The 26,760-nt window shown below is 37.4% G+C and carries 20 protein-coding genes; 3 read left to right on the top strand and 17 right to left on the bottom strand.

Annotation, left to right across the window (positions count from 1 at the left end; translation table 11 throughout):
- Positions 1–401: 401 nt before the first annotated feature.
- The 6 genes from araD to FXW34_RS12465 form a co-directional block, all read right to left on the bottom strand.
- Entirely contained in the window at positions 402–1,097 is a 696-nt protein-coding gene (araD, locus tag FXW34_RS12440; protein ID WP_147534325.1) for an L-ribulose-5-phosphate 4-epimerase, read from the bottom strand.
- 70 nt (positions 1,098–1,167) lie between these two features.
- Positions 1,168–2,226: a galactitol-1-phosphate 5-dehydrogenase gene (locus FXW34_RS12445; protein WP_147534326.1), complete on the bottom strand. Its 1,059-nt coding sequence runs from the start codon at positions 2,224–2,226 to the stop codon at positions 1,168–1,170.
- Between the two features lie 150 nt (positions 2,227–2,376).
- Positions 2,377–3,285, bottom strand: a complete 909-nt coding sequence (locus tag FXW34_RS12450) for an ABC transporter permease (protein WP_147534409.1) — start codon at positions 3,283–3,285, stop codon at positions 2,377–2,379.
- Between the two features lie 83 nt (positions 3,286–3,368).
- On the bottom strand, positions 3,369–4,877 hold the full coding sequence (locus FXW34_RS12455; protein WP_425457432.1) for a sugar ABC transporter ATP-binding protein: 1,509 nt from the start codon (positions 4,875–4,877) through the stop codon (positions 3,369–3,371).
- Between the two features lie 71 nt (positions 4,878–4,948).
- On the bottom strand, positions 4,949–5,917 hold the full coding sequence (locus tag FXW34_RS12460) for an ABC transporter substrate-binding protein (RefSeq protein ID WP_147534328.1): 969 nt from the start codon (positions 5,915–5,917) through the stop codon (positions 4,949–4,951).
- Positions 5,918–6,329: 412 nt separating this feature from the next.
- The gene (locus FXW34_RS12465) at positions 6,330–6,920 is read right to left on the bottom strand and encodes an ANTAR domain-containing response regulator (protein ID WP_147534329.1); all 591 of its coding nucleotides are present in this window, start codon (positions 6,918–6,920) and stop codon (positions 6,330–6,332) included.
- A gap of 354 nt (positions 6,921–7,274) precedes the next feature.
- Here FXW34_RS12465 and FXW34_RS12470 point away from each other — a divergent pair, with 354 nt between their 5' ends.
- The gene (locus tag FXW34_RS12470) at positions 7,275–9,122 is read left to right on the top strand and encodes a histidine kinase dimerization/phosphoacceptor domain -containing protein (protein WP_187118939.1); all 1,848 of its coding nucleotides are present in this window, start codon (positions 7,275–7,277) and stop codon (positions 9,120–9,122) included.
- Positions 9,123–10,183: 1,061 nt separating this feature from the next.
- On the opposite strand, the gene FXW34_RS12475 is transcribed toward FXW34_RS12470, so the two are convergent.
- Positions 10,184–11,269: a zinc-binding dehydrogenase gene (locus FXW34_RS12475; RefSeq protein WP_147534331.1), complete on the bottom strand. Its 1,086-nt coding sequence runs from the start codon at positions 11,267–11,269 to the stop codon at positions 10,184–10,186.
- Between the two features lie 384 nt (positions 11,270–11,653).
- On the opposite strand from FXW34_RS12475, the gene FXW34_RS12480 reads away from it, so the two are divergent.
- Complete coding sequence (locus tag FXW34_RS12480) at positions 11,654–13,330, top strand: ribulokinase (protein WP_147534332.1); 1,677 nt, start codon at positions 11,654–11,656, stop codon at positions 13,328–13,330.
- Between the two features lie 95 nt (positions 13,331–13,425).
- Here the strand turns inward: FXW34_RS12480 and FXW34_RS12485 are convergent, their stop codons facing one another.
- The 4 genes from FXW34_RS12485 to napA form a co-directional block, all read right to left on the bottom strand.
- Positions 13,426–13,941, bottom strand: coding sequence for a 4Fe-4S dicluster domain-containing protein (locus tag FXW34_RS12485; protein ID WP_187118940.1), 516 nt, complete (start codon positions 13,939–13,941; stop codon positions 13,426–13,428).
- Between the two features lie 28 nt (positions 13,942–13,969).
- Entirely contained in the window at positions 13,970–14,236 is a 267-nt protein-coding gene (locus FXW34_RS12490; protein WP_147534333.1) for a chaperone NapD, read from the bottom strand.
- A gap of 61 nt (positions 14,237–14,297) precedes the next feature.
- Positions 14,298–14,699, bottom strand: a complete 402-nt coding sequence (locus FXW34_RS12495; protein ID WP_147534334.1) for a nitrate reductase cytochrome c-type subunit — start codon at positions 14,697–14,699, stop codon at positions 14,298–14,300.
- A 15-nt stretch (positions 14,700–14,714) separates the two neighbouring features.
- Positions 14,715–17,255 carry a nitrate reductase catalytic subunit NapA gene (gene napA, locus FXW34_RS12500; protein ID WP_147534335.1) on the bottom strand — a complete coding sequence of 847 codons (2,541 nt, stop codon included), beginning with the start codon at positions 17,253–17,255 and terminating at the stop codon, positions 14,715–14,717.
- Positions 17,256–17,585: 330 nt separating this feature from the next.
- Here napA and FXW34_RS12505 point away from each other — a divergent pair, with 330 nt between their 5' ends.
- Positions 17,586–18,668 carry a diguanylate cyclase gene (locus FXW34_RS12505; protein WP_147534336.1) on the top strand — a complete coding sequence of 361 codons (1,083 nt, stop codon included), beginning with the start codon at positions 17,586–17,588 and terminating at the stop codon, positions 18,666–18,668.
- A 136-nt stretch (positions 18,669–18,804) separates the two neighbouring features.
- Here the strand turns inward: FXW34_RS12505 and FXW34_RS12510 are convergent, their stop codons facing one another.
- The 6 genes from FXW34_RS12510 to ppsA all read right to left on the bottom strand — a co-directional run bounded on the left by FXW34_RS12510 (position 18,805) and on the right by ppsA (position 26,613).
- Entirely contained in the window at positions 18,805–19,842 is a 1,038-nt protein-coding gene (locus FXW34_RS12510; protein ID WP_147534337.1) for an alpha/beta hydrolase, read from the bottom strand.
- Positions 19,832–20,698 carry a CPBP family intramembrane glutamic endopeptidase gene (locus tag FXW34_RS12515; protein WP_147534338.1) on the bottom strand — a complete coding sequence of 289 codons (867 nt, stop codon included), beginning with the start codon at positions 20,696–20,698 and terminating at the stop codon, positions 19,832–19,834. Before FXW34_RS12515 ends, FXW34_RS12510 begins: the two co-directional genes overlap by 11 nt.
- 149 nt (positions 20,699–20,847) lie before the next feature.
- Positions 20,848–21,498, bottom strand: a complete 651-nt coding sequence (locus FXW34_RS12520; RefSeq protein ID WP_147534339.1) for a response regulator transcription factor — start codon at positions 21,496–21,498, stop codon at positions 20,848–20,850.
- A gap of 5 nt (positions 21,499–21,503) precedes the next feature.
- Positions 21,504–22,673, bottom strand: coding sequence for a sensor histidine kinase (locus FXW34_RS12525; protein WP_147534340.1), 1,170 nt, complete (start codon positions 22,671–22,673; stop codon positions 21,504–21,506).
- A gap of 168 nt (positions 22,674–22,841) precedes the next feature.
- The gene (locus FXW34_RS12530; protein WP_147534341.1) at positions 22,842–23,846 is read right to left on the bottom strand and encodes a DUF3231 family protein; all 1,005 of its coding nucleotides are present in this window, start codon (positions 23,844–23,846) and stop codon (positions 22,842–22,844) included.
- A gap of 154 nt (positions 23,847–24,000) precedes the next feature.
- Positions 24,001–26,613 carry a phosphoenolpyruvate synthase gene (ppsA, locus tag FXW34_RS12535; protein ID WP_147534342.1) on the bottom strand — a complete coding sequence of 871 codons (2,613 nt, stop codon included), beginning with the start codon at positions 26,611–26,613 and terminating at the stop codon, positions 24,001–24,003.
- Positions 26,614–26,760 lie beyond the last annotated feature (147 nt).

The following is a 26,760-nucleotide window of genomic DNA, read 5'->3' on the forward strand; positions in this document are numbered from 1 at the left end:
ACTAATATTTTGTTTGTTTATATTAAGGATATATTAAGATTATGTTTAAATTACGATAAATGTCAAGCATATGCGCAAAATATAACATTGTGGTAAAAATTAATAAAATGAGCCTGACCTATTTTTGCGGACACAGAATACCATTATTACTGTCAAAAACCTTCATTTGTGAGGTTTGCGGACACTAGCGACCTTACTTGGTCCATAATCTGAAAGTTAGACCGTTTTGTGCCAAATAGCGGATTGTATGTCCGCTTCCTCCTCGAAAATACCAGTTATAACTCAAATAACGGATTGTATGTCCGCAAAAATTTGTTACATCAAAAATGCCAGTAAAACAAAAAAGCTGACGACAAGCTTCAAAAATCGAAACTGTCGTCAGCTTTATATAATTGTACTATTTACTTTTGACCATAGTATGCGAATGCACCATGTTTTCTTAAATAATGCTTATCTAATAAATTTTGGTCCATTGAAGGAATTGAAGGGCTTAAATTAAGTGTGTGATATCCCATTTTACATACTTCTTCTAAAATGACTGCGTTGTGGAGGGCATCCTCCGGATTTTTCCCCCAAGCAAATGGGCCATGACTATACACTAATACAGCTGGTACTTCATTCGGATTAATACCGCGCTTATTGAAAGTTTCTATAATTACATTTCCAGTTTCTAACTCGTAATCACCTTTAATTTCTTCTTCGGTTAAACTGCGAGTGCATGGAACTGAACCATAAAAGGTATCAGCCTGGGTTGTACCGAGAGCTGGTAAATCTTTAGTTGCTTGTGACCAAACGGTTGCCCATGTTGAATGTGTATGAACAACTCCACCAATATCTTTAAAGTTTTTGTATAACACTAAATGAGTGGCGGTGTCGGACGAAGGCTTTAGTTTTCCTTCAACGACATTTCCGTCTAAGTCAACGACAACTAAGTCCTCAGCTTTAAGCTTTGGATATTCCACACCACTTGGTTTAATAACCACAAGGCCTGATTCGCGGTCGATTCCACTTACATTTCCCCAAGTAAACGTTACTAAATCATGTTTTGGTAATCCTAAATTTGCTTCTAGCACTTGTTGTTTTAATTTTTCTAGCACCGTTTCTCCACCATCCCAGCTATAAATTCTTTTTCAGTTTGATTCTTGAATTCTTGCAATCTGCTAGTTTCTATTTTTCATCAAAAGAAACTAATACTTTGTTGTATCGGAGAGTTCGATCGGCCATGCCTTTTAAATACTCGCCAACTTCATCAACTGAGATTTTATGCGAAACCATTGGCTTAAACTTTATATCGCCTTTTGCCATAAAATCTAAAGTTGCTTTCCATGAGATTCCTGGATATGGGGCAGTATATGAATTCCATGTACCTTGAATTTTAATTTCACCGCGAAGAATGTGTTCCATTGTTGCTTCTTCTAATGGAAGTTCTGAGTGTGAAATTCCGATTAAAACTACTCGTCCTTTTTTCTTTGCTGCAAGGATTGATTGCTGTTGAGTAATTTTACTTCCTGCCGTTTCAGCAACAACGTCCGCTCCACCATTCGTTAGTTCACGAATTTTCTCTACAACATTATATTCTTTAGCATTAATCGTAATGTCTGCGCCTAATTCTCTTGCTAATTCTAATTTTTCCTCAAAGACGTCTACGGCAATGACAGTAGATGCCCCAAAGATTTTCGCCCACTGAATCGTCAATTGCCCGATTGGACCACAACCCATAACGACTACTGATTCACCAGGTTGAATGTCTGCTTTTTGCAAGCCATGATAACCTATCGTTGCCGGTTCGATTCCAGCGGCTGTTTCAAAATCTAGTGAATCGTCAATCTGTAATACATGTTCTTTTGGTGCTTTTACATATTCCGCGAATGCGCCGTTGCTGCCTGTTCCGATTATGTTATAGTCTTCACATAAACCATAGTCACTCGCCTTGCAATATTGGCACTCACCGCATGGTACGAGCGGAGCAACGACAACACGATCGTTTACTTTTACATTTTTCACATTTGCGCCGATTTCTGCTACTACACCAGTGAATTCATGTCCTAAAATAAGCGGATATTTCCGCGCTCCACTTACCATTGAACGAGGCACATCCGAACCACATATTCCGCAATATACTACCTTAATTAAGACTTCATTTTCATTTATTTGTGGTATATCTACCTGCTCAGATTGAAAATTACCAAGTGAGTGTAATACCGCCGCTTGCATTTTTCCTTCCATAACAATCTTCTCCCTTGTTGTCGTAAATTTCCCCAAATTCCGCTACATCTTGTAGTTATAAAAATAGGAATGGTTTTCATGTATCTAATTAATAGGTCAGTATGGAGTGCTACCTCATACTGACCCGAATTTTTTCTGTTAACGATCAGCTTAATCCTTTTGGCTTCGGCTGCTATAGTAGATAGCACCAACGATGATGACACCTTTTAATACCCTTTGAACGTGTGGTGAAACACCCATTAAGTTCAGTCCATTACTTAATACACCCATTAATAAAGCACCTAGTAATGTTCCAAAAATATGGCCACGTCCACCAGCGATACTAGTTCCACCCAACACTACTGCGGCGATGGCATCTAGTTCATAGCCTTCACCAGCCATCGGCTGACCTGAAGAAAGTCTTGCTGTCATGATTAAACCACTGATGCTGGCTGTGATTCCACTGATTAAATAAACTAAAGTTTTAATTCTTTTAACTTTTACACCAGATAAACGTACTGCTTCTTCGTTACCACCAATCGCATAAATATGTCTTCCGAATGGTAAATGATTAAGAATAACGTAAGCCGCAATAAACACTAAAATCATGATGACTGCTGGCATTGGAATTACCTCAAATAGGTATCCTCTACCGATAAAAGCAAATTCACTAGGTAATCCTGATAAAGGATATCCACCCGTATACAATAGTGCTACACCACGCGCAGCTTCCATCATCGCTAAAGTAACAATGATTGCTGGAATTCTTGCATATGAAACGAAAATTCCGTTAATATAACCAAGCAATGCACCTAGTAAAATTCCAATTAATACTGCTAAAATTGGTGACAATCCGACATTGATCATTAAGCCGGCCATAATTGTTCCTGTTAAAGCCAATACTGACCCGACTGATAAATCAATACCACCTGTTAAAATGACGAATGTCATACCAACTGCCAAGATTCCGTTGATTGAAACTTGTCTGATGATATTTGAAATATTTGTTCCTGTAAAAAATTCCTCAGTAAATACGCTGAAAAATACGCATAGAACAAAAAATCCAATTAAGGTTAACATTTCTGGATGTTTAAAGGTTTCTTTTAGATTAAATGGTTTTGCATTATTTAATTTTATTGACGTTGATTCTTTTTTGATTCCACTCATTTTGAAACACCACCCACAGCATAGTGCATTACGTTTTCTGAAGTTGCTTCTTTACTAGACATTTCTGCCTGAATTTTTCCTTTATGCATAACAAGCACTCTATCGCTCATTCCTAAAACCTCAGGTAATTCCGATGAAATCATAATAATCGAAATTCCTTTATCTGCTAAATTTCTCATTAATTTATATATTTCTTCCTTAGCCCCTATGTCTATTCCACGGGTAGGTTCATCAAAAACAATAATTTTACAATCCGTATTGAGCCATTTAGCTAATACGACTTTTTGTTGATTTCCACCGCTTAAATGTTTAACCTTCTGCTTTGAGCTTGGGGTTTTGATTAGCAGCTCTTTAATAGATTGCATCACAAGCTCTTCTTCTTTCTTTTTATCAATTAGACCAATGCTTTTTGATAGTTTCTTAAGTATAGGCAAAGTGATATTGTTCTTTACTGTCATATCAAGAACTAACCCATGCGTTTTTCTGCTTTCTGGTAATAAACAAATCCCATGATTTAACGCGTCAGTAGGGTTTTTAATATTTACTTTTTTACCATTCAAATAGACTTCCTTGTCTTTTGCATCATCAGCACCTATTAGCGCTCTAACAGTTTCTGTCCTGCCTGACCCTACTAAACCAGCAATCCCTAGAATTTCACCTTTTTTTAATGAAAAGCTAACTTCCTTAACATGAAGATTATTTAACCTTTTCACTTCCAAGAGGGTTTCCTCGTCTTTCTCATCACGTTTTGGCCGCTCAGGAAAAGCATTTACAATTTCTCTTCCTACCATCATTTTGACGATATCTTGTTTCGTACAATCAGCAACTTCTCGTGTTCCGACGAATTCTCCGTCTCTTAAACACGTTAAGCGATCACACATTTGCAAGATTTCTTCCAAGTGATGAGAAATATATATAATGGTTACACCATTTGCTTTCAACGTCTCAATTAACTCAAATAATTTATCAATTTCTTTCCCTGTCAAACTTGCAGTAGGCTCATCAAAGATTAACACTTTCGTATCAATGGCAATCGCTTTCGCAATTTCAATAAATTGCTGATTGGCAATACTTAATCTTGTTACCGGTTTATTGAGATCAATTTTGGCATTTAATCTTTGTAAAACTTCCTCAGCCTGTTTTTTCATTTTTCGTTTGTCTAATAGACCATTAACTTTCTTTAGTTCACGACCCAAAAATATGTTATCAACACCATTTAAATATGGTATTAAGCTAAATTCTTGATGGATAATACTAATTCCTAACTTTTGCGCTTCCTTAGGATCTTTAAAAATAACTTCTTTTCCATCTAGTCGGATTTTACCTTGAGTAGGGCTGTATACACCCGAAAGGATTTTCATTAATGTTGACTTACCAGCGCCATTTTCCCCTACTAAAGCATGAACTTCACCGCGTCTTATGTTAAAACTTACACCATTAAGCGCTTTAACCCCAGGGAATTCTTTTGTTATATTCTCAATTTCCAGGATATGATCCAATGAAATCACCTTCCCCCTACTTTTATTAATTAGAGCGCTCTAAGGAATGACCTTAAAGCGCTCTCTGTGGAGATAAATTACCAGCTAAAGCCTTTTGCGTTTTCTTTTGTTTGTAATTTAACATCGATTGGAACTTCAGTTGGTACTACTTTTGCACCCCAATATTTAGCTAAAGCCATACCTAAACCGATTCGTACTTGGTCTCTTGGGAATTGTGCAGTAGTCGCTTTAAATGGACCATCTGCTAAAATTGCTTCGATTGCTTCTGGATGTCCGTCAACACTGTATAGTAATACATCACGGCCAGATGCTTCGATTGCACCAAGTGAACCTAAAGCACCCTCGTCATTAACGCTGAAAATTGCCTTTAGTTCTGGGTTAGCTTGTAACATATTTTCAGTTACGCTCATTGCTTTTTCACGATTTTGCTTACCATTTTGAGTATCTACTAATTCAATACCAGGATGCTTAGCAATCGCAGCTTTGAATCCTTCAACACGCTCTAGGATAGGTACTACTGGAATACCATCTAGGATAGCTACTTTGCCTTTTCCATCAAGGTCTTTTGCCATTTGTTCACCAGCAAGGAAACCTGCATCGTAGTTTTTAGATCCTACAAATGAATCAGTTGGACCTTCTGCTTGAGCATCAACCGCAACTACAATAACACCAGCTTTGTTAGCTGCGATTACAGCGCTTTCAACACCTTTACTGTCAGTAGGGTTGATTAAAAGGATATCTACACCTTTTTGGATCATATCTTCAATATCACTTACTTGCTTACTAACATCATGTTGCGCATCGGCAATAATTGTTTTTGCACCAACAGCTTTAGCTGCATCTTCAAAAGCTTCATTCATTGAAATAAAGTAAGGATTGTTCATTTCTTGGAATGACATACCAATTAGTAACTCTTCATCACTAGCACTCTTACCTGTTGATTCTTTCTTCTCTCCGCCAGCTTCTTTATCAGATGAACATCCAACAGCCACAAACATAAATGAAACTAGTAAAACAATCAAAAACGCCAATGAGTTCTTTTTCATGTTAAACCCCCGAAAAATATTTTTATTTTTTCATTAAAAGATTAAAAATCAGCTATTCTTGGTTAACATCCCCCCCTTCAAATAATGAATGCGTTTACAACTTATACAAAAAATAAAAGTGCCTCATTTAATAGACCTATTATGTTTAAAAAACAAACATAATTAGATCATTAAACAAGGCACTCATAGCCTTATAAATTTTATACCAGCCGTAAGCATAAAATTTATAAATATTTAATTTAGATTAATTTTTCACTTAAAAATAGAAACAATGTTAATTCAGTTAGTTAAGTTAATTGAATTATATTAATATCAAACACAATAGTCAAGTGGTTTTTATATATTTTAGTATAACATTTTTACAATTAAGTATAACCTACTTGCCTGTTAAGTATAACATATTAATCATTCTCTATTCAAAATAAAATAATGATTCCGCTTGAATAAGTTCTTTCGCTATAACGACTAGTTTTTTATTTTTATCTCTACTCATTTTTTGTAATCGTTTCATAGCCTCTGCTTCCTGGATATTCATTCGTTTCATCAGAATGCCTTTCGCTTTTTCAATATGTTTACGAGCCTCCAGGGCGCTCTTTGTGTCCTTCAACTCATCTTGAAGTTTTTGAATTTCTTCAAACTTAGCCATACTAATATTGATCGCAATATTTAATTCCTTAATATCGATAGGTTTTAATAAGTAATACAGTACACCCTCTTCTGTAGCCCTATCTATTAGTTTTTCATCTGAATACGCACTGATTACGATACTAGGAATATATAATTTTTCATGTATTTTTTTAATTGCTTCAATACCATCGAGATTCGGCATATTTATATCCATAATGACTAAATCCGGCTTCTTCTCTAATGCTAATTCTACCGCTTTCTCCCCATCAGTCGCCTCTCCGATCACTTGATGTCCTAAATTTTCAACATATGCTTTTAAGGACATTAATATCAAAAATTCATCTTCAGCTATTACGACTCGTAAAGATTTTTTCATATAATCCTCCCCACCAAAGTCATCATTTGATTATTGAAAAATAATTTATAATGGTTTTGGAAATTCCCAAAAGAATAGAAGGCGCTTTCACATCATCATGTTAACAGCGCATTTAATGGTTAAGTTTATTTATTGTTGTTCATGATATTTTCTATTATGATAAAAAATAATAACGCTTCCTTCTCAGCACTTAAACCCATCCATTTTATTATATCAAAATCAAGTTTTTTGCTTACATGTATATTTAGTCAAAAAAACTACAAAAAACGCTTCTGCCACAAATTTTTCATTAGGTTAATAATATTAACATATTAATTAGATTTTTTCATGAATAAAGGATTACGGAGGTTTACCTTGTCAAAGTATATTTTTGAGATTAACAACTTAACATATAGAAGCCCTGACGGAAATATGGAAAATGTTAGTTTGAATCTTGGATACGGAGAAATCCATGCAGTCATCATAAAAAGTAGCTCAGAACAAAATGTATTTATTAATTCTTTAAAGGAAAAGCAAGAGGACCATGGTCAAAAAGGCGTTTTTACGTTTAAGGACCATATCCTTATGAATAATAATCTTAGAAAAAATAAGATCTTAATCATGCAACAAAAACCATTATTGTTCAATAACTTCACAGTAGCTGAAAATCTTAATTACGCAAACTTACCTACTCGAAAATTCATCCCATTAATCAATTGGTGGAAAGTAAGAAAAAGAGCAGAAAATATATTAACGCTATTAGATTTTCAAATCAATCAAAATACAAGAGTTAATAAATTAACCGAAGAAAACAAAAGAATCGTTTATATTGCCGGAATATTTATGTCCAGACCAGAAGTTATCATTATGCAAGAACCAATGGAAGGCCTGTCGGCAAATTATGCTGCAAAGTTATCCAAAGTACTTAAACAGTTTAAGGAAGATGGCGGGAGCATCATTTATGTGACGAAACAATGGGAAGAAGCCATTAAAGTTGCGGATCGAATTTCAATTCTTTCAAAGGGGAAAATTAGGAATGAAATACCTGCAGAAGTAGCTAAGCGTGATCCCCATAAATTACTTCGGGAAATTGAAAATTACACGTTTAAAGAGGACCATTTAGAAAAGGATGATGACACCCAAGCAGTACTTGAGGCAATTTTTAAAGCTGCCGAATTTTTAACCTCTGAATATGAGCTGAAGGATGTATTATTGCTGTTGGCTAAAGAAGGCAATAAGGTAATGAATGCTGATGGCTGTTCCATCAAATTAATTGACGAGCAAACCTGGAGTATTATTGATGAATTTGGAATTAACGAGAAAAATGTAAAAGCCCATTTAACAAATGAAGCAATCATTAAAATTGCTAAAGGCAACGATATTTTTTATGTAAATGAAAATGATAAAGAATTCAACTTGATGTTTGAAAAAATTGAGAATGTAAAAACATTTATTTGTATTCCAGTATTAATTAGGAACCAAGTAACCGGAATCATCCAATTATTTTATGAAAATTTATATGTTTATTCAAACGAAGAAGCTAAATACTTGTCGACATTAGCGCGTCATGCTGCAATCGCAATAGAAGATACTAGATTAATTGGTCGATCGGCCTTTTTACAAGAAAGTCACCATCGAATAAAAAATAATCTTCAATCTATTGTTGGACTGATATATCTACAAAAATCATTTGTGCAAAAAAATCCCGAAATGTCGATTGATGATGCTCTAGATAGTATCATTTCTAGGGTAAAAAGCATCGCCTCTGTCCATAATCTTCTGGCGAGAGACAAATTAGGAAGAAGTATTATCAACGTAAAAGAAATTATTGAGGCCGTGATTGACCTGTTGAATATGGACCCCAATATTAAAATCAGCTTAGACTTAGATGATATTTTAATTCCTTATAACAAGGCCACTTCTATTGCCCTTATCATTAACGAATTAGTCATCAACTGCTTTAAACACGCTTTTAAAGGTATGGATTCTGGCAAAATTGATATCAAATGCAAACGAATGGAAGAAAACATTGTATTACAGGTTGCTGATAATGGGATAGGATTACCTGACAATTTTAACTCAAAACAAGGCGAAAGCCTCGGATTAACAATTTTACAAGGAATTGTTAGTAGTGATTTAGGTGGAACGATTCATTTTATCAATCAGGAAGGCACTACCGTAGAAGTCATCGTACCGACTAACCAAATTTTTCCACAACCATAATTTTTCGGCGGGGGTTGTATTACCAGTTTTTGCTTGTAATGTAAACAAACGTAATTGCAGGAAGTAATAACATCTCGTTCGTTAGTATTTCCTGCATTTTTTTTTAAAAATCAAGCGGACCTTGGGATGTTATTAGTACAAATAAGGGATTGGTTGTCCGCTAAATTTTGTTCTTTGGATTAAGCGGACACTACGGACCTTATTTGCGGTTTAACGCCCTCAATTTCGAGGTTTGCGGACAACACGGACCTTATTTAGGCAAAATCTTAATAGTTGGATAGTTTTTTGGGCTAATAGAGGCTTAGGTGTCCGCTTTCACCTCGAATCTTTTGATTTTCCCACAAATAAAGGCTTTGATGTCCGCTAAATTTTGTTCTTTGGATTAAGCGGACACCACGGACCTTATTTGCGGTTTAACGCCCTCAATTTCGAGGTTTGCGGACAACACGGACCTTATTTAGGCAAAATCTTAATAGTTGGATAGTTTTTTGGGCTAATAGAGGCTTAGGTGTCCGCTTTCACCTCGAATCTTTTGATTTTCCCACAAATAAAGGCTATGATGTCCGCTAAATTTTGTTCTTTGGATTAAGCGGACACCACGGACCTTATTTGCGGTTTAACGCCCTCAATTTCGAGGTTTGCGGACAACACGGACCTTATTTAGGCAAAATCTTAATAGTTGGATCGCATTTTTGGCTAATAGAGGCTTTGGTGTCCGCTTTCACCTCGAATCTTTTGATTTTCCCACAAATAAAGGCTATGATGTCCGCTAAATTTTGTTCATCAGATTAAGCGGACACCACGGACCTTATTTGCGGTTTAACGCCCTCAATTTCGAGGTTTGCGGACATCACGGACCTTATTTAGGCAAAATCTTGATAGTTGGATCGCATCTTGGGCATATAGCGGCTTATCTGTCCGCTTCCACCTCGTATCTACCGATTTTCCCACAAATAAAGGCTTTGGTGTCCACTAAATATTGTATCCAATCATTTAGACAAAACATAAAAAATCCATTTCCCCAAAAATTCTAGGAAAATGGATTGAATGAATATTTATTTTTACCACTTAAAGTCTAAAATGACTCTTTCCCAACTTCTATGCTCTCCAGCAAAATCCATTGCTTTCATAAAATCCTTTGCATCATGAATCGGATTAAATTCTGCAGGAAGAATGGCTCTTAGTGTCTTTTGATACTCAACGTCTTCCATCGCAGTGATGACTGCATGAAAATCCGGATATGCGCTTCGGCTGCTTCCATATAGAGTAAGGCCTTTTTCAAGCACGTCTCTTGTATTAATCGGCACCCTTTCCTCTGATACTCCCATAAGAACGAGCGTACCGCCACGAGCTAATAAATCAATTCCTTGGTTTACAGCACTTTCGCTAAATTTTCCACCTGTACACTCAACCACAACATCCACTTTTTCCGAAGTTTTAAAATCATATTCTTGAACTAATGCGCGTTTTGCAAATCCAAATTGCGCAAGTTTTTCAGGGATGGCCCCAAACACGATTAATCTAGAAGCATCCAATCCATAAATATGATGAATCATCGCTGCAGTTAAATACCCAACAGGCCCATCACCGAAAACAGCTACTTTAGAATTTGGCGAATTTAATTTGCTCTTTATTCGGCTTAACGCTTGATAGGAAACTGTGCACAATTCAGATAGTACAGCAATTTCATTAGGTATACTGTCTGCTACTGGAATCGCGCATTCTGCCGGGATCACTAGGCGACTTTGGGCAATGCCATCATAACCGCTACCCAAAAATTTATTTTTTTCATTGTAATTTCCAATAAATTCATCTTCACAAAGAGAACTACATTCTACTGAGTCGCCATTTCCTGGGATGTTAGGGACGATTACCACTCTTTGCCCTACTTCAACGCCATCTGCTTTACTTTCTATAACTCTACCAATTCCCTCATGAATTAAAGCCATTGGTAATTTCTTCGCCATTACTTCCGGACTTCTTAGCCCCATGTAATAACGCAAGTCTGCATGACAAACGCTTGCAAGAATTGGTTCTACTACAACTTCCCCATCCATTACATCTCGCTCAATCATGACTTCTTCAACGTTCCCAGGACTTAGTAGTCTAAATGTTCGTGATTGAACTGCTGACTTTGTATCTTGCATCTCTATTCCCCCTATAAATAATCACAAAAAATTATTTAACATTAGTACATTTTTGCTCATTTTTGTTCATTTGCACTTAACGATTTAAATATACTGAGATATTCTTAGTACGTCAAGCGAACATGAACAAAAACGAATAAATTCACGCCGAATTCAAACATTCTTTATAAATCCCCTTAAAAATGAGTGATTTTTCTTATTGTTATTGCTTGATTTTAAAAGTTATTATACGTTTGTTTGAATTTTCCAAAAAAATCAAACGACATATGTTCAAAGATGTTTGTGATTTAATATTTTTATATAAAAACATTGCTCACTATTGCTCGATTCTGTTAAAATGATACAAAGAATTGTAAAGGTTTTCATGCGGGAGGTACTACACATATGGAAAATAACAAGTACTCAATTGGAATTGATTATGGATCTGAATCTGGAAGGGTTCTTATAGTAGATATAGCAACTGGAGAAATAAAAGGAATGCACGTCATTCCATACCGTCACGGAGTCATTACTGAAACAATACCTAATTCATCAATCATGATTCCAAAAGGAAGTGCTCTTCAACACCCCAATGATTATATTGAGGTTTTAGAACAAGGAATTCCCGTAGCAATGTCAAAAGCTGGTATCAAGCCAGAGCAAATCATTGGCCTTGGAATTGATGTAACGTCATCAACATTAATACCCGTTGATGAAACCTTAAAACCTTTATGCCTTCACAAAGAATGGCAGGATAACCATCATACATGGTTAAAGCTTTGGAAACATCATCATACCAAGTCGCAAACAGAAAAAATCTATAAATTAGCAACTCAGCGAAAAGAAAAGTGGATGCGTCGCTTAGGTTATAATATCTCAGAAGAATGGGCGCTCCCAAAAATGTTAGAGATTTTTGAGGATGCTCCTGAAGTATATAGCGCAACAACCTATTTTATTGAAGCAGTAGATTGGCTAGTCTCTAACCTTACTGCAACCTTAATTAGGAACAATTGCTCATTAGGTTTCAAAACATTTTGGAATGAAACGGACGGATTTCCTGAAGAATTCTTTAAAGAACTAGATGAAGAATTTGGTTCAACAATACTAACAAAATTACAAGGTGAAGTTAAAAACATCGGTACACGCGCTGGATTCCTTACAAAAGAATGGGCTGAAAAACTTTCCCTTCCAAAGGGATTGCCTATAGCAACAGGGATTATTGATGCACATTCTGCAGTACTAGGGACTGGGGTCTATCAACCTGGAACCTTCCTTATGGTGATGGGGACTTCTACTTGTCATTTAATGCTGCACCCTGAAGTAAAAGAAGTACCTGGAATTTCAGGTGTCATGAAGGATGGGGTTTTACCTGGCCTATATGCCTATGAAGCTGGTCAATCTGCCGTAGGTGATTTATTTGGTAGCTATGTAAAAAAACATGTGCCTAAATCTTATTATGATGAAGCACAAGAACTAGGATTATCCGTATTCAACCTTCTGGAAAAGAAAGCTAGTAAGCTCCTACCAGGAGAAAATGGCATGTTTGCGCTCGATTGGCATAACGGCAATCGTTCCATATTATCTGATGCTGATTTGTCTGGAGTATTAATCGGTCTCACCCTTCATACAAAACCTGAAGAAATATACCGTGCGTATATGGAAAGTACGGCGTTTGGAGCAAAGATCATAATAGAAACGTTCCGAGAATGGGGAATGAATGTTGAAAAAGTAGTGGCTTGTGGTGGATTGCCACAACGCAATGCACTTTTAATGCAAATTTATGCGGATATTCTTAATATGCCAATTCAAATTTCACAGTCCGAATATGCTCCTGCAATCGGTGCTGCTGTATTAGGGTCAGTAGCGGCAGGCAAAGAAAATGGTGGGCATCATAACATTGCAGAGGCTATTGAACATATGGCCCAACCTTTTGATAAGACATACTATCCAAATGCTGAAAGTGTCGCTATTTACGAAACCCTTTTTAACTATTACAAAGAGATGCATAATTTATTTGGTATTACACACGTCAATCTAATGAGGACATTAAAACAACTTCGAAATCGTTCAAGTGAATTTTAAGTCACTTATCTTAAAAGAAAAAAACTATAATAAAAGAGGGTAACATAATGGTAGGATTTCCATTATATTACCCTCTTTTTTTGCCTATAGCTTGTTTAAGGCTTTATCTGGATTGCCCTATCCTCTGAAATACAATTTAATCGGCAAACTCCACAGCCCGTACAAGTTTCCGTATCAATCATAGGCTTTCCAACAATTAAATTAATGGCACCATCAATTGGACAGGCACGAACACAATAGTCACATAATACATCTTGATAGCCTAAGCAAAGGCTGGTGTCAATCTCTGCAGTACCTATCCGTAGTTGCTCCTGTAAAGACGCTCGATTAAGAGCATCCGTCGGGCAGACTTCCATACATTTATTGCAAAAAGTACAGGCCGCATTGGAAAAATCCAAATATGGAGTACCTGTGATTTTCACCCCATCTTGTATCGCAAAAAGCTCAATAACCATTTCAGGACAAGCCGATTTGCAATCCCCACATCTTGAACAGGAGGTTAAAAATTGCAACTCTTCAACCGAACCCGGAGGCCTAATGTAATTCCGCTCCATTTCCAATTGGGGTGCCAGAAAATTACTTAGGAAACCGACAGTCGAATCCCAATTCATTGACAGGTATCCTCTTCGTGTGAGCTTCTCAGGCATTTAAGTGCTCCGCAGAGTGATAGTTTGGATCATCTTCAAAATGGGTGTATACAAGGCATATCCCCAGCACTCCCTCTACGTCCTTAAAGGTTTCGGCCGTTTGATAGCTTTGATCAACTGAACCCGCTTCTAAGGTGAGCACAATTTTATAATCATCCTGAAGATGGTGTATCTCTACCCCTTCGATTAGAGCTAGTTTCTTAGCTGCAGCCTCAACCTTTCCCGGAATAGTTTCAACATAAATTCCAGATATAACCATGTGTAATCCTCCTTCATTGCAATACTCAGTTGTCCTTTTTTGGCTATGAAAATAAGTCTTATTACTTCTTTTCTTTAAATGCGGTTTTGGTTTTTACATCCTGTTGCTCTGCGTGACATTGAATACAATTGTCACGATATATTAGTCCCTTAACATCGTTATCATAAAAATGATTCTCCGGTGGCGTCGGTGCACCTGTGCCCTGTTTGCCATGGCACATTAAACAAGACTCATGATGCTTTTCTGGAACCCAACGATCCTTATGGCTGATATGCTGCATTGGCGGAGCTTCTTGTAATTCCATTGTAGTCGCATCTGGTCGTCCATTCTCTTGTAGTTGCGGCAATAACGCCAATTCCACGGATGTTTCTTCTTTTATTTTTCCGCTTAGGGTATAGGCTGCTACACCTAAAGCAACAACGACGACAATTGCAAATATAGAATATAGAGTTTTACGGTTCACATTTTTCGCCTCCTATCATGCCTTCTCAATTTTTACAGCGCATTTTTTAAAATCTGGCTGCTTGGAAATTGGACAATAGCAATCTAGTGTTAATAGATTGATTAAGGTTTCTTCAGCAAAAAATGGAACATATACAGAACCTATAGCCGGGTTTCCGCGCCCCTTTGTTGTTACCTTAATTTCAATTTCACCACGGCGGGAAGAAAGTTTTATCTTATCTCCCGTTTTTATCCCTAAACTCTTAGCATCGTCAGGATGGATTTCACAAAGCGCCTCTGGAAAGGCACGGTGTAGTTCAGGAACTCTTCTTGTCATCGAACCACTATGCCAATGCTCAAGCACCCTTCCAGTTGATAACCAGTACGGATACTCTTCATCTGGAATCTCAGCAGCCTCTTCAAATGGACGAAAAATGATTGATGGACGATGTTCTGTCGATTTATAGAAATCAATTCCCTTATATTTAGACGCTGAACCGAATTCCTCTACACCGATTTGGTCGAACCCATCCTCTTGTTTTCCGTGTGCGTATCTCCAGCTTGTTTCGAGCCACTTGCCATTCACATTGCGAACTGGCCAACAAATTCCATGCTGTTTTAGGTACTCATCGTATGGAGCCATTTGTTTCGCATTTAATTTCAAGGTCGTCCCTAATTGTTGAATCTCAGAATTGGTATTCTCATGAGGGTTAGTAAAGGTTCGATATTCCTCCCATAATAGGCGGTTGACTTCTCCTTCATCTTCTAGTAAATCGTTTTTCTTTTTATCCCAAACTAAACCAAACAAGACATCAAATGCAGGTTTATCACCAATTTGCTTTCCTTCTAATACACGTTTAGCAACCTGAACGATTTGCCATAAATCCCATTTGGCTTCACCAGGGGCATCAATACATTTTTCAAAAATAGCCGTTCTCCGCTCTGCATTACCAAACTGACCTTCACGCTCTACCCACATTGCTGCTGGGAAAACCACATCTGCTAGTTCAGTAGATTTTGTTGGATAGACCTCAGACACTACAATAAAGGCATCTAACACACCCTTACCATTTGCATCTCTTCCAATAAAGCGATTTAATTTCGGTAAAGTTTGTGCCCAGTTATTGGACATACTCCATAAAAACTTAACATTACCATTCCCCAATTCACGAAACATCTTCATCGTGTGGAAGCCTGGTGCTTGAATTGGGTCTAAGTACCCTTTCGGCAAATTCCAGACTAATTCTGTGAATTTTCGGTGCTCTGGATTTTTGACTACCATATCCGCTGGTAAACGATGTGAAAACACGCCAACCTCACGCGCAGTACCGCACGCACTCGGTTGTCCAGTTAAAGAGAATGGACCATTACCCGGCTGGGCAATTTTTCCTGTTAGCAAATGGATGTTATAAATAAGATTGTTCATCCACGTTCCACGTGTATGCTGATTGACTCCCATCGTCCAAAGGGAGACGATTTTTTTCTTAGGATTAGCAAATTCTTTTGCCAAACCCTCGATGTCCTCAGCCGGAACACCAGATAATCGCGTTGCCTCGTCTAATGTATAGGCACTGACCATCTTCTTGTATTCCTCAAACGGAATGACCCAATCCTTTTCGGCTGCTTGACCGATGTCCGTCATATCGTAATTGTCCTCAAAACTATTACCCAAGTTTTCAGTACCAGCTTTAAACTGGCCATGCTCCTGCACGAATTTTTCATCATATAGTTGATTTTGGATTAAATAATTTGCTATAGCATTAGCAATAGCCAAGTCAGATTGCGGTTTGAATATCATGGTCACATCGGCCATTTCCGATGTTCTCGATACTCTAGTGGTTAAATCATAATGTTTCACTTTTTCTTTATTTTTTAGCTTTCGGGCTGTCATCCTAGAATAAAGTACGGGATGCATCTCCGCCATATTTGCTCCCCAAGTAACGTAAACATCTGCCTCATCAAGGTCCTTATATGACCCCATCGGTTCATCCGATTGGAAGGTTGTCATAAACCCGGCGACGGCACTTGCCATACATAACCTAGCATTTGGATCAATATTATTACTTAATAAGCCAGCCTTCCAAAGCTTAACAGAGGCATATCCCTCCATGATTGTTTGCTGTCCTGACCCCCAGAATGCAATCGACTTCGGATTTTCTGCATGAGCTTCTCTTAACTTATTGGCAACCAAGTCTAACGCTTCTTCCCATGTTGCTTCTCTGAATCCGTTCATTGTTCCTTTTGTGGATTTGTCTGAACGAATTAACGGTTTAATTATTCGGTCTTTTCCGTAAAGAATTTTGCCAACATAATACCCTTTAATGCAGTTCAAGCCATTATTCGACTGATTATCAGGGTCTCCTTTAGTGGCGATAATTTTTCCATCCTTTACTCCAACGAGGATGCCACAGCCTGTCCCACAAAATCTGCAAACTGATTGTTTCCATTCATCTGGTTCAACCATTGCTTGGGCGTTCTTTTCTAGTGGTTTTTTTGCAGTTTGCTGGCTACAGCCGGCAGCTGCCATTGTTAACGAAACAGCGGTTGCTTTCAGCAGTGTTCTTCTCGTTAATTCCATAGGCTCTCTTCCTTTTCTTAAATTGAGGGTCTGTTTTAATCGTACACGATTTTTTTTAAAAACTAGTGTGACGTACTTCACAGTTTGAAATATCTTCATTTTTTCCTAAAAATCGTGAAACCACAGATATTATCATGTTTTTGACCATACAATGCCTTATTTACGATTTGTTCGTCATCTATTTGTCATTTTTTTAATAATCACTCTATGCATAAATTTGTTGCACTATATGTTTTTTAGTGATAAGTTGCATTTCTTTATTACGATAATATTGATAAACTATTTCATGGAAAACTCTATGCGAAAAAGTATTATTAAGGTGTGGTATCAATGATTGAGGACTTAATTGCAAATGGGTCGCTTATTATTTCTTTTCTTTTTATCGCAGGGCAAATATTTAAGAACTCTCCTTTGAACTTAAGTGCAAGGATTATTACTAGAATGCTAGCGGGAATCATTGGGGGTATATGGGGCACAGTTCTAATGTGGTTTTCAATCGAAGTGTCAGATACCATCATATTAGACATGAGAAGTATCGCTTTAGTACTTACTACACTTTACGGTGGACCACTAGCCTCTTTCATTTTTGTAATGATATTCAGCTTTTTCCGTGTCGCATTATTTGGACTAAACGAAGCATCAATTGTTGCGATTGTTATTCTGATGATACTAAGTATAAGTTGTAGTTTGATTATTAAAATTGATAAATGGTCTATCCCGAAAAAATACTGGACTATGATTTTTCTAAACCTTAGTTTGTATTGTTCCTCACTGATTTACTTAATTGATGATGCATCAAAACTTGGAAAATTATTCTTTTATTTCAGTCTTATTTCATTATGCACTGCTTACTTCAGTTATGTAGTTGTCATTTATATCCAAAAATCAAATGAACTATTTAGGAAATATATGGAAGAGTCGAAAATTGATTTTTTAACAGGATTACACAATGTCCGTGCTTTTGATGAGATGTTTAACGAACAAATAAGAATTGTTGAAAATCAGAAGGAGATATTGTCCGTTCTTATTATTGATATCGATTTCTTTAAAAAAGTAAATGATACTTACGGTCACACTGACGGAGATTTGGTTTTGCAAAAACTTGGAACAACCTTAAAACAATCTTCTCGTAGCTTTGATATAGTGGCTCGTAAGGGTGGAGAAGAATTCGCCGTTTTGTTATTGGATTGCACACTTCAAAGAGCTTTAGAAATTGCTGAGAAAATCCGGCACAAGGTGGAACACACTAAATTTCCAATCTCAAATGGTCAAGAAATCAATATTACTATTTCGATTGGGGTAGCATCATATCCTGGGACAGTAGAAAATCATAAAGATTTACTTCACCAAGCAGATGCAGCGCTTTATCTTGCAAAGCGTTCAGGAAGGAACATGGTTTGTCATGGAAATTAGGAATACTTTCCACTAGACAAAAAGGACGTAGTAGCTAATTTTACAGCAACTACGTCTACGTCCCTATTAATCCTTTAGTATTAAGATTTCTCGACAATCGAAATGGATATACTAACTTACTTTATAAAGGAGTATACTAGGATTTCTCGTCACTATTTACTTCCTCAATCATATCCATGATTGCCATTACGACTAGTTCTGGTTCATCATCCATCACAGCGTGTCCTGAATTTTTCGCGGTAAGGATTTTGCTGTTTGTTGAAAGTCTCAGCATTTTTTGTTGCTCATCTTGCCAGATTTCTTCCATTTTATCACTTTGTTCTTTTGTTAAACCAAATGGCGTTGCATCAATGGCAATTCCTCGAGTGATGATAGTAATCGGAATATCTCCTAATGCTTGGTTGCGAATACTGTCTTCTAATTGTGTCAGATAACTCAACTCCTCATTTATCGCTTGAAAGGCCTTTGGACGAAGCTCAATGTTTATCATTCGTCCATTCTCATCTGTGTTAACATCAAGCGCATCAAAGTGATCCAAGACGCGGATGACCCCTGTCAACTTTAGTACAGTTAGAACATACTGGTTGGATGTACCAATTGATAACTCATCAACTCCTGCCTCACGAAAAATGGCTTCCGTTCTCTTAGAGAAATCTTCGGTTCTGGCATCTAATAACACAATACCCGCTACTTCATCAGGATAGGTTTGGGCAAATAACCGTGTGTACATACCACCTAGAGAATGTCCTACTAGGATGTATGGCCCCTCAATATTTTCCTTTTTCAAAACGGTATAGAGTTCCTTTACAATATTTTCCCCAGTTCGTTCAGTTTTTGCCTTATCACTCCATGCATAGCCGCCACGGTCATAGGTGATGACAGTCGCAGTTTTCGAAAGCTCTTTTGGAATCTCCCCCCAGCTAGCACTTGATGCTGCACTCCCACCTTCAAGAATTATCGTTGGACCACCTTCTCCCTGTTGATGGAGATGCAGCTTGAACTCTCCGGCATCAATTAGTTTTCCCGGAGCTAGATTGTTTTTGACGCCGATATAACTAGAGATTGACTCATACAATATCCCTGTTAAAGTCAACATTAAGCACAATGCTAGTAAACCCTTGAAGAATTTTATTATGGCTCCGGATTTTTTTGTGCTTTTCACATTAACCTGCATGTTCTGTTCCTCCTGTCTGTTTGTCTAATGAGCTGGAAATTGACCTACGATAGAACATAATAGCGCCTATGTTCGTAATGATTAATACCGCTGTAAAAATTAAACTTGATTCCAAGCCATAACCGGCACCGTTCCATATTGTTTTATTTTCATAGACAAGATAAAACAATGATTCCACGTTCTTTCCCCCATTGATAAAACCAAAAATAGAAGATTGAAGGAAATTCATAGTGAAATGTAGCCCGATTGGCATCCAAAGACTCCTCGAATAAGCACGTGCAATAGACATTAATAGCGACAATAGAAAAATGTTTGTCATCTCGGTTAGTATAAAAGCTAGCGGCCTTGAAAAAGCATTTGGATTAATCAAATGGATTCCCGTAAAAATGAGGGAGTTTACGAATATCGCTGCTTTCACACCTACATGATGTTGATAAAGACAAAAGAGATATCCTCTAAACAGCCATTCCTCGCCTATCGCAACCAAGAGAAATATAATGACTTGCCATAGCATCACATTCATTCCCCAGCTTTGTTCCACCAATTCAGTATTACCAGCAATTAGCATGAATGACATAGCGACAGCCATCACAATCGTAATAATTAGAGCGCCGCTCATAGTATGATTTACAGCTAATTGGTCCTGCCACCCAACGGCCCATTCCTTTCTCCTATCAAGTACAAGCTTTAAAAGCAAAGCTGTTAAACACATACTGAGATGAGGAATAACATTTCCCATATTAATCCCTTTTAATAAAAATTGATCCGCTAGAAGTAGCACGCCAATTAGGACAAACATTGTTATCATCGCAAGCACCGTTTTTCCAAATAAACCTAATATATCTTTCATATTCATTTAATCTCACCCTTCCTTTCTATATCCCTATCTTATTGAAAATAAGTCACGCCCACTTAGTGTCTGAAGTCATATAAAAAGTCATAAACACAAAAAGGACGACTACTGATAGACGTCCGCGTTTAACAAATTCCTTTTCATAAAAAAACTTATAATAGCTTTTCCTGTTGGGCTTTACGAATCGCTTCGGCTCGATTCGAGACCTCTAGCTTGCTATAAAGACTTGAAATGTAATTTTTAACTGTTCCCATTGACAGGAATAATTTTTCAGCTATAAATTGATTCGATAAACCTTCTGATAGGCATTTCAGAATCTCTAACTCTCTTTTACTTAATAAATACTTTTGAGCGTTTTCTTCTTTATTTTTTCCAGGCGAGTCAATATGGTTTGAAAATAACGATTTCGCCACCTCATGCGTGATTAAATTCCCACCATTGGCGACGACTCGAATTCCAGCAACCAAATCCTTCGTGTCTATTGCCTTTAGTAAATAGCCCTCTGCACCGATACGTAGAGCTTCAATTACATAGTCCATTTCCTGGAAAGTGGTAAGCATGATGATTTTAATGTACGGATGCTTTTCTTTAATTTTTCGTGTTGCTTCAATTCCATCCATCACTGGCATATTTATATCCATTAACACCATATCCGGTGGTTCTTTTTCACAAAACGTGACTGCATGTTCCCCATTTTCGACTGCAGCCACGACCTGTATATCTTCCTCAATATCTAGAACGATTTGTAAGCTAGAGCGAATCAGTTCTTGATCCTCTGCCAGTAGCAAGCGTATTGGCTCCATGCTCTCTACCCCCCCATTGGAATTTCTATTAATACAATTGTTCCCATACCTGCTTCAGATCGAATGTGAAAAGTACCTCTGAGCGCATTAATTCGTTCCTTCATTCCTTGAATTCCGTATCCATCCTTCGTATTCTTAAAACCTTTCCCGTTATCTTCAACCGTTAATCTTATACGTTCATTCAATATAGATAATGAAACTTTTATTTCCGTGGCATGCCCATGTTTCTTGGCATTGGTCAAGGATTCTTGCAGGCATCTGAGGTAAACAAGTTTAATAGCTTCCGTTGTAGCATAAGGGACTTCCTCAATCTCCAAGATTACTGCTGTTCCAGTTTGATGAGAAAAGTCTTCAGCTGTTTTTCTGATTAATTCATCAAGCGGCCATTTCAACTCATTCATTGCCATGTCATGAACGGTTTGGCGAATCTGTTCCAGAGTCTTTCGACTATACACAATTAATTCTCCAAGCCTTTTCTTTGCTGTCTCAGGATTACGGTCCATGAGTGTTTGCACAGCTTCCATCGCCACGATCACCGCAGTCAAAGAATGTCCGACTGTATCATGAAGTTCTCTTGACATTCGATTTCTTTCTTCTAACAAAGTAATCCGTTCAACCTGGTAAATATAATGTTCCAATTCTTTGTTTTTCTCCTCAATTGAGATTATACTTTCCGCAAGCTTATGTTTTTGTCGCAAAAATACCCCAAAGCTAAACCCGAATGCGCAAAATAAAATTAAATTGCTTATCTGGTTACTAACATATAAAAAATCGTAATCTCCAATTATTTTAAGCGCAAAAGGAAAGACGAGAATACAAAGAGGCGCAACCCAGTAGATTACTTTTTTTGAAGATAAGTAGGAAACCACAAATACTGGCATATAAAAATAACTAACTGCGTTCACTTCATCGGAAATGAAAGAAATGATATAAAGTGTGTAGCCGGCACTTAACAAAAGCTCTGTTGTAATGAACCATCTTGGGCGAATGTGTTCGGGCAAATAAAAAAGCTGAGGAACGGAATAGGATATGAGAGCAAGAGAAATTACTAACCCACGATGGTCATCTGGAGCATAACTGTATATATAAATAACACTTAGTAAAAACCCCATAAAACGAAGACCGACCACAAACCAGTCGGCCCATCCCCACTTCCTCCTTACATGTAACTCCATAAAAATTGATCCCCTTTTGAGCTGAATTACCCAAAAGATACCATATGGAGCGAGGATTAGTAAATAAAATTCAGAATTCGAGGAAAATTCACTAAACCATCAATGACCTCGCAACTTAACTGACTAATACAATCTGTTCCTGTCATTTCAATTCTTGTATGCAATTTTTCATTTTTCATTTGCGATTTCTTTTCTATTAGGTGCTAGCGGTGGTTGTTCTAACCATTTATTTTTCACCATAATATTAAACCATTTTTTTGTAACAGATAGATTCTTTATGATTGTGCTTTCATAAACTGCAATTAAATCAGCTCTCATAGAGGATGCAAGTCCCTCGCCAAAATAGGCTTGCGCCACTTGTGATAAGAAACCCATATGATACATCATTAATTTCTCAGAAAATGGGGATTCAGTCGAGATTGTAATCTCAGTTTCCCATGATTTAGGGACTGGCAAATTGTCTTTAAACATGATTTTCGAAAATGCTTGTATATTACTATCAGCAACGCTCTGGGAATATTCTAGAAACTTTCGAACTTCTGTCGATTGTGAAACTTGTGCAAATCCAATGGATAATGCTTTGGCTAAGATACTCTTTTTCAAATTTAGAGACATACTGATTACTTCAGTAGCAGCCAAACATCTTCCTTTCCCGAAAAAACCATCTGTAAAATCCTTACTAGTAATGAATTCCGGGTTCTTGGCAGGATAAAATAGAGGATCTCTCTGAAATTCTCCTAGTGTGAGCAATAGCTCGATCACTTGGTTATACATACGTAATACATCATGATTACAGGCTGTGTAAAAATCTCTTAAATCTTTTCTTATAGACACAGCAATTGATTTTGAATGTCCCATTAATCCGTGTAAAGTCATTACATATAAATAATTCAAGCAAAAAACATCAGTAAATAATCTCGTGGTATTATTATTGAGGTCGGCATCATTAAACCCGACCGGAATCGGAAATCCATCCCTCTCTAATAATCCTTCAATTTGTGGCTTTTGTTTTTCAAAAATTTGGATAGCATCCTCAAATATCGCTTTCGTTCTCCTATCTTCAATAATAGTGACCATATATTTATTTACCATATATGTCATTGTCCCATTAATAAACTGACCCCAGAGCGAACCAATTTCTGTTGATGTAAGCTGTATGTTGTTCTTATCCACAAATTTCACCTCAATAATTATTATGAATAGATTTGAGGTTCAATATGTATTCTTTAATAGCGTTAAAAATCTAATATCCTATAATTTTTTTATCTGCCGCGTCCATTCTTGAAAAATAAATATTGGGTCGTTAGCGCATTTCAGGACTCAGCAATCACAATATCTCAATATACCCATCTGTTCCATTCACACGAATTCTTTGCCCATCCTTAATCAATTTCGTAGCATGATCCATACCCACTACCGCTGGTAAGCCATATTCACGGGCAATCACTGCTCCATGGGTCATCAGTCCCCCTACTTCAGTGACGAGCCCCTTTACCGATACAAATAATGGTGTCCAACTTGGGTCAGTAAAAGCTGTAACGAGGATATCCCCTTCTTCCAAATCTGCTTCTTCCATATTTAATATGACACGGGCTCGACCCTCGATAACTCCAGAAGATACAGGAAGACCGGCAATAGCTCTAGGGGGAAGATTTTCTCGCTTGTACTTACCAGTAACAATTTCACCATCAGATGTGATAACACGTGGGCAAGTAAGTTTTTCGTATAATGCGTACTCGACTTTTCGTTTGTCAATCATCTGGTAATCAAGTTTTTTTGTGGATACGACTTCGCGAAATTCTTCTAAAGTGAGATAGTAAATATCTTCTTTTTTATGAAGAACGCCTGTCTGTACAAGTTGTTCAGCTTCCTTCAGTAGTGCCTGCTTATACACAAAGTAGCGGTTAACCATGCTGTATTTTGGATACTCCCTAAACCCGATGAAATTCCGGATTAGATCAATCATTCGCTTTGTTTCTAGGACTTTTTGTTCACCATCCGGTAACGACTTCAATCGATCCAGTAACTCTTGTTCCTTTTTCGAGGCTTCCTTCAACCCTTGTTCAAATTTCCGCTGACTAGCATTGGGCTCAAAGTTTTTGATGTTGCTAAGAATCATCGGGATAAGCGTAACTGGTTTTTCACTCCAACGAGTTTTCGTGATATCGATTTCTCCGACACATCTCATCCCGAATTTGTTAAGATAAGCCATTATTGCATCTCGGGCTTCCTGTCCACCATCAAGCTGTACTAGATCATCCAAGAAAGTATCCTCTTTTACATGGTGTAAATAAGCAATAACTTCTGGATAAGGACGAATCACATCTGCCACATCCAATAACGCCATACCCATTTCCGAAGTTATATTGTTCGGTACTGAATGAGAAAGCACATCTGCTGCATTTTTTTCACCTAACCACTCATTCATTTTTTCATTGATCCATAATGAAGCATTTATAGCAGCCGTGAATACTGCTGTACTTTGTGGGTCGGAAATAATTCGCCTTAACTCTTGAATATCCTCGCGAATAAAATCAAATAATTCCGTTCCAGATTTCATTTGGATATCCTGTTTTAATTGTTCTAACGATGTTTGACTGCTTTTAATCAAATCAGAAACGATTGTCGGGTCGTTTTCGATTTGCACTTGAGGCTCCGCAGACATAGCACTTTTATTGTTTTTACCGGAGCTTTGTTCCTGCTTATTTGGTAAAATTTTAATAAAATCTCCTCGTTCGATGATGTTCGTGATTGCATCTTTTGTGAGCGGATCGTGTTGTCCCATTCCATTTAATAGCGCTTGTCTACTTTCAGGCGAAGCCAACATTGGTGTGACATCAACAAACAACCTTCCACCAGCTATAAATCTAGGTCCAAATGCTGTTAATAGGTATATCGACATTCCTAATGGTTTGAAAGGATCGGTCATCATTTGTTGATGACCTACAGATAAATAAACGTGATTTTCTTCATCACTATTTTCTGGAATAGGGAAAAGAACAGTGATTGGCCGACTTTGAACAATGTAAAACGTATCATCAACTAAGCACCATTCGATATCTTGTGGGCTTCCGAAATATGCTTCAATCTGTCTTCCGAGCATGGCAAGTTGCAATATTTGCTGGTCAGTAAGTGTTTGAATTTGCTGCTGATCAGGCTTAATCTCTTGCGTCTTCGTTCCGCCTTCTTTTTGGGCATAAATAGCCAATTTTTTAGTAGCGATCATCATATCAATGATTTCCTGATCCTTTACTTTGTAGTTATCGGCAGTGACCAAGCCAGAAACGAGCGCTTCACCTAGTCCAAAGCTCGCATCAATGGATAGTATCTTCCGGTTAGATGTAATGGGATCTGCGGTAAATAAAATCCCTGAAGCTTGTGGAAACACCATCTTTTGAACGACAACAGAAAGATAAACTCTGCTGTGGTCAAATCCATTTTGAATCCGGTAAATCACCGCGCGTTCCGTGAAAAGCGAAGCCCAACATTTGCTGATATGCTCAAGGATTGCTTCTGCACCAATATTATTTAAATAGGTGTCCTGTTGGCCAGCAAAAGAAGCATGTGGTAAATCTTCAGCGGTGGCACTAGAACGCACTGCATAAGCATGTTCCTCACCAAGCTGCGATAGATAGTGAGTCACTTCATTTACAACTTCAGCTGGAATTTCTACATCATTAAGGAGTTGTCGAATTTGTTTGCTGATTATAGCAATTTGTTCTCGATCATCAACTTGTAGCTCCGAAAGTTCTTCCAACAAAGCCCGATACGTTTCGTTTTTATCGATGGCTTTTTGGTATCCGACTGTCGTAACACAAAATCCTTCTGGTACTTGGATTCCTTCAATTTTTGATAATTCCCCTAAATGTAACCCTTTTCCACCAACGAGCATAAGCTGTGTTTTTTCTATTTCTTGAAAGCCGAGAACCAATGAACTCATTCAACATCTCTCCTTAACGGTAATGTTCTATTGATTTTAGCAGTAGTAAATGAGTATTATAAGTCTATAATTGCCATTATTAGGATGTTATAATTGAAATAGGAAGAGAATAACGAGGCTTTACCATTACATATAGTATTCCTTATT

It is taken from the genome of Bacillus marasmi (assembly GCF_902168435.1).
Taxonomy (GTDB): domain Bacteria; phylum Bacillota; class Bacilli; order Bacillales; family Cytobacillaceae; genus Bacillus_BU; species Bacillus_BU marasmi.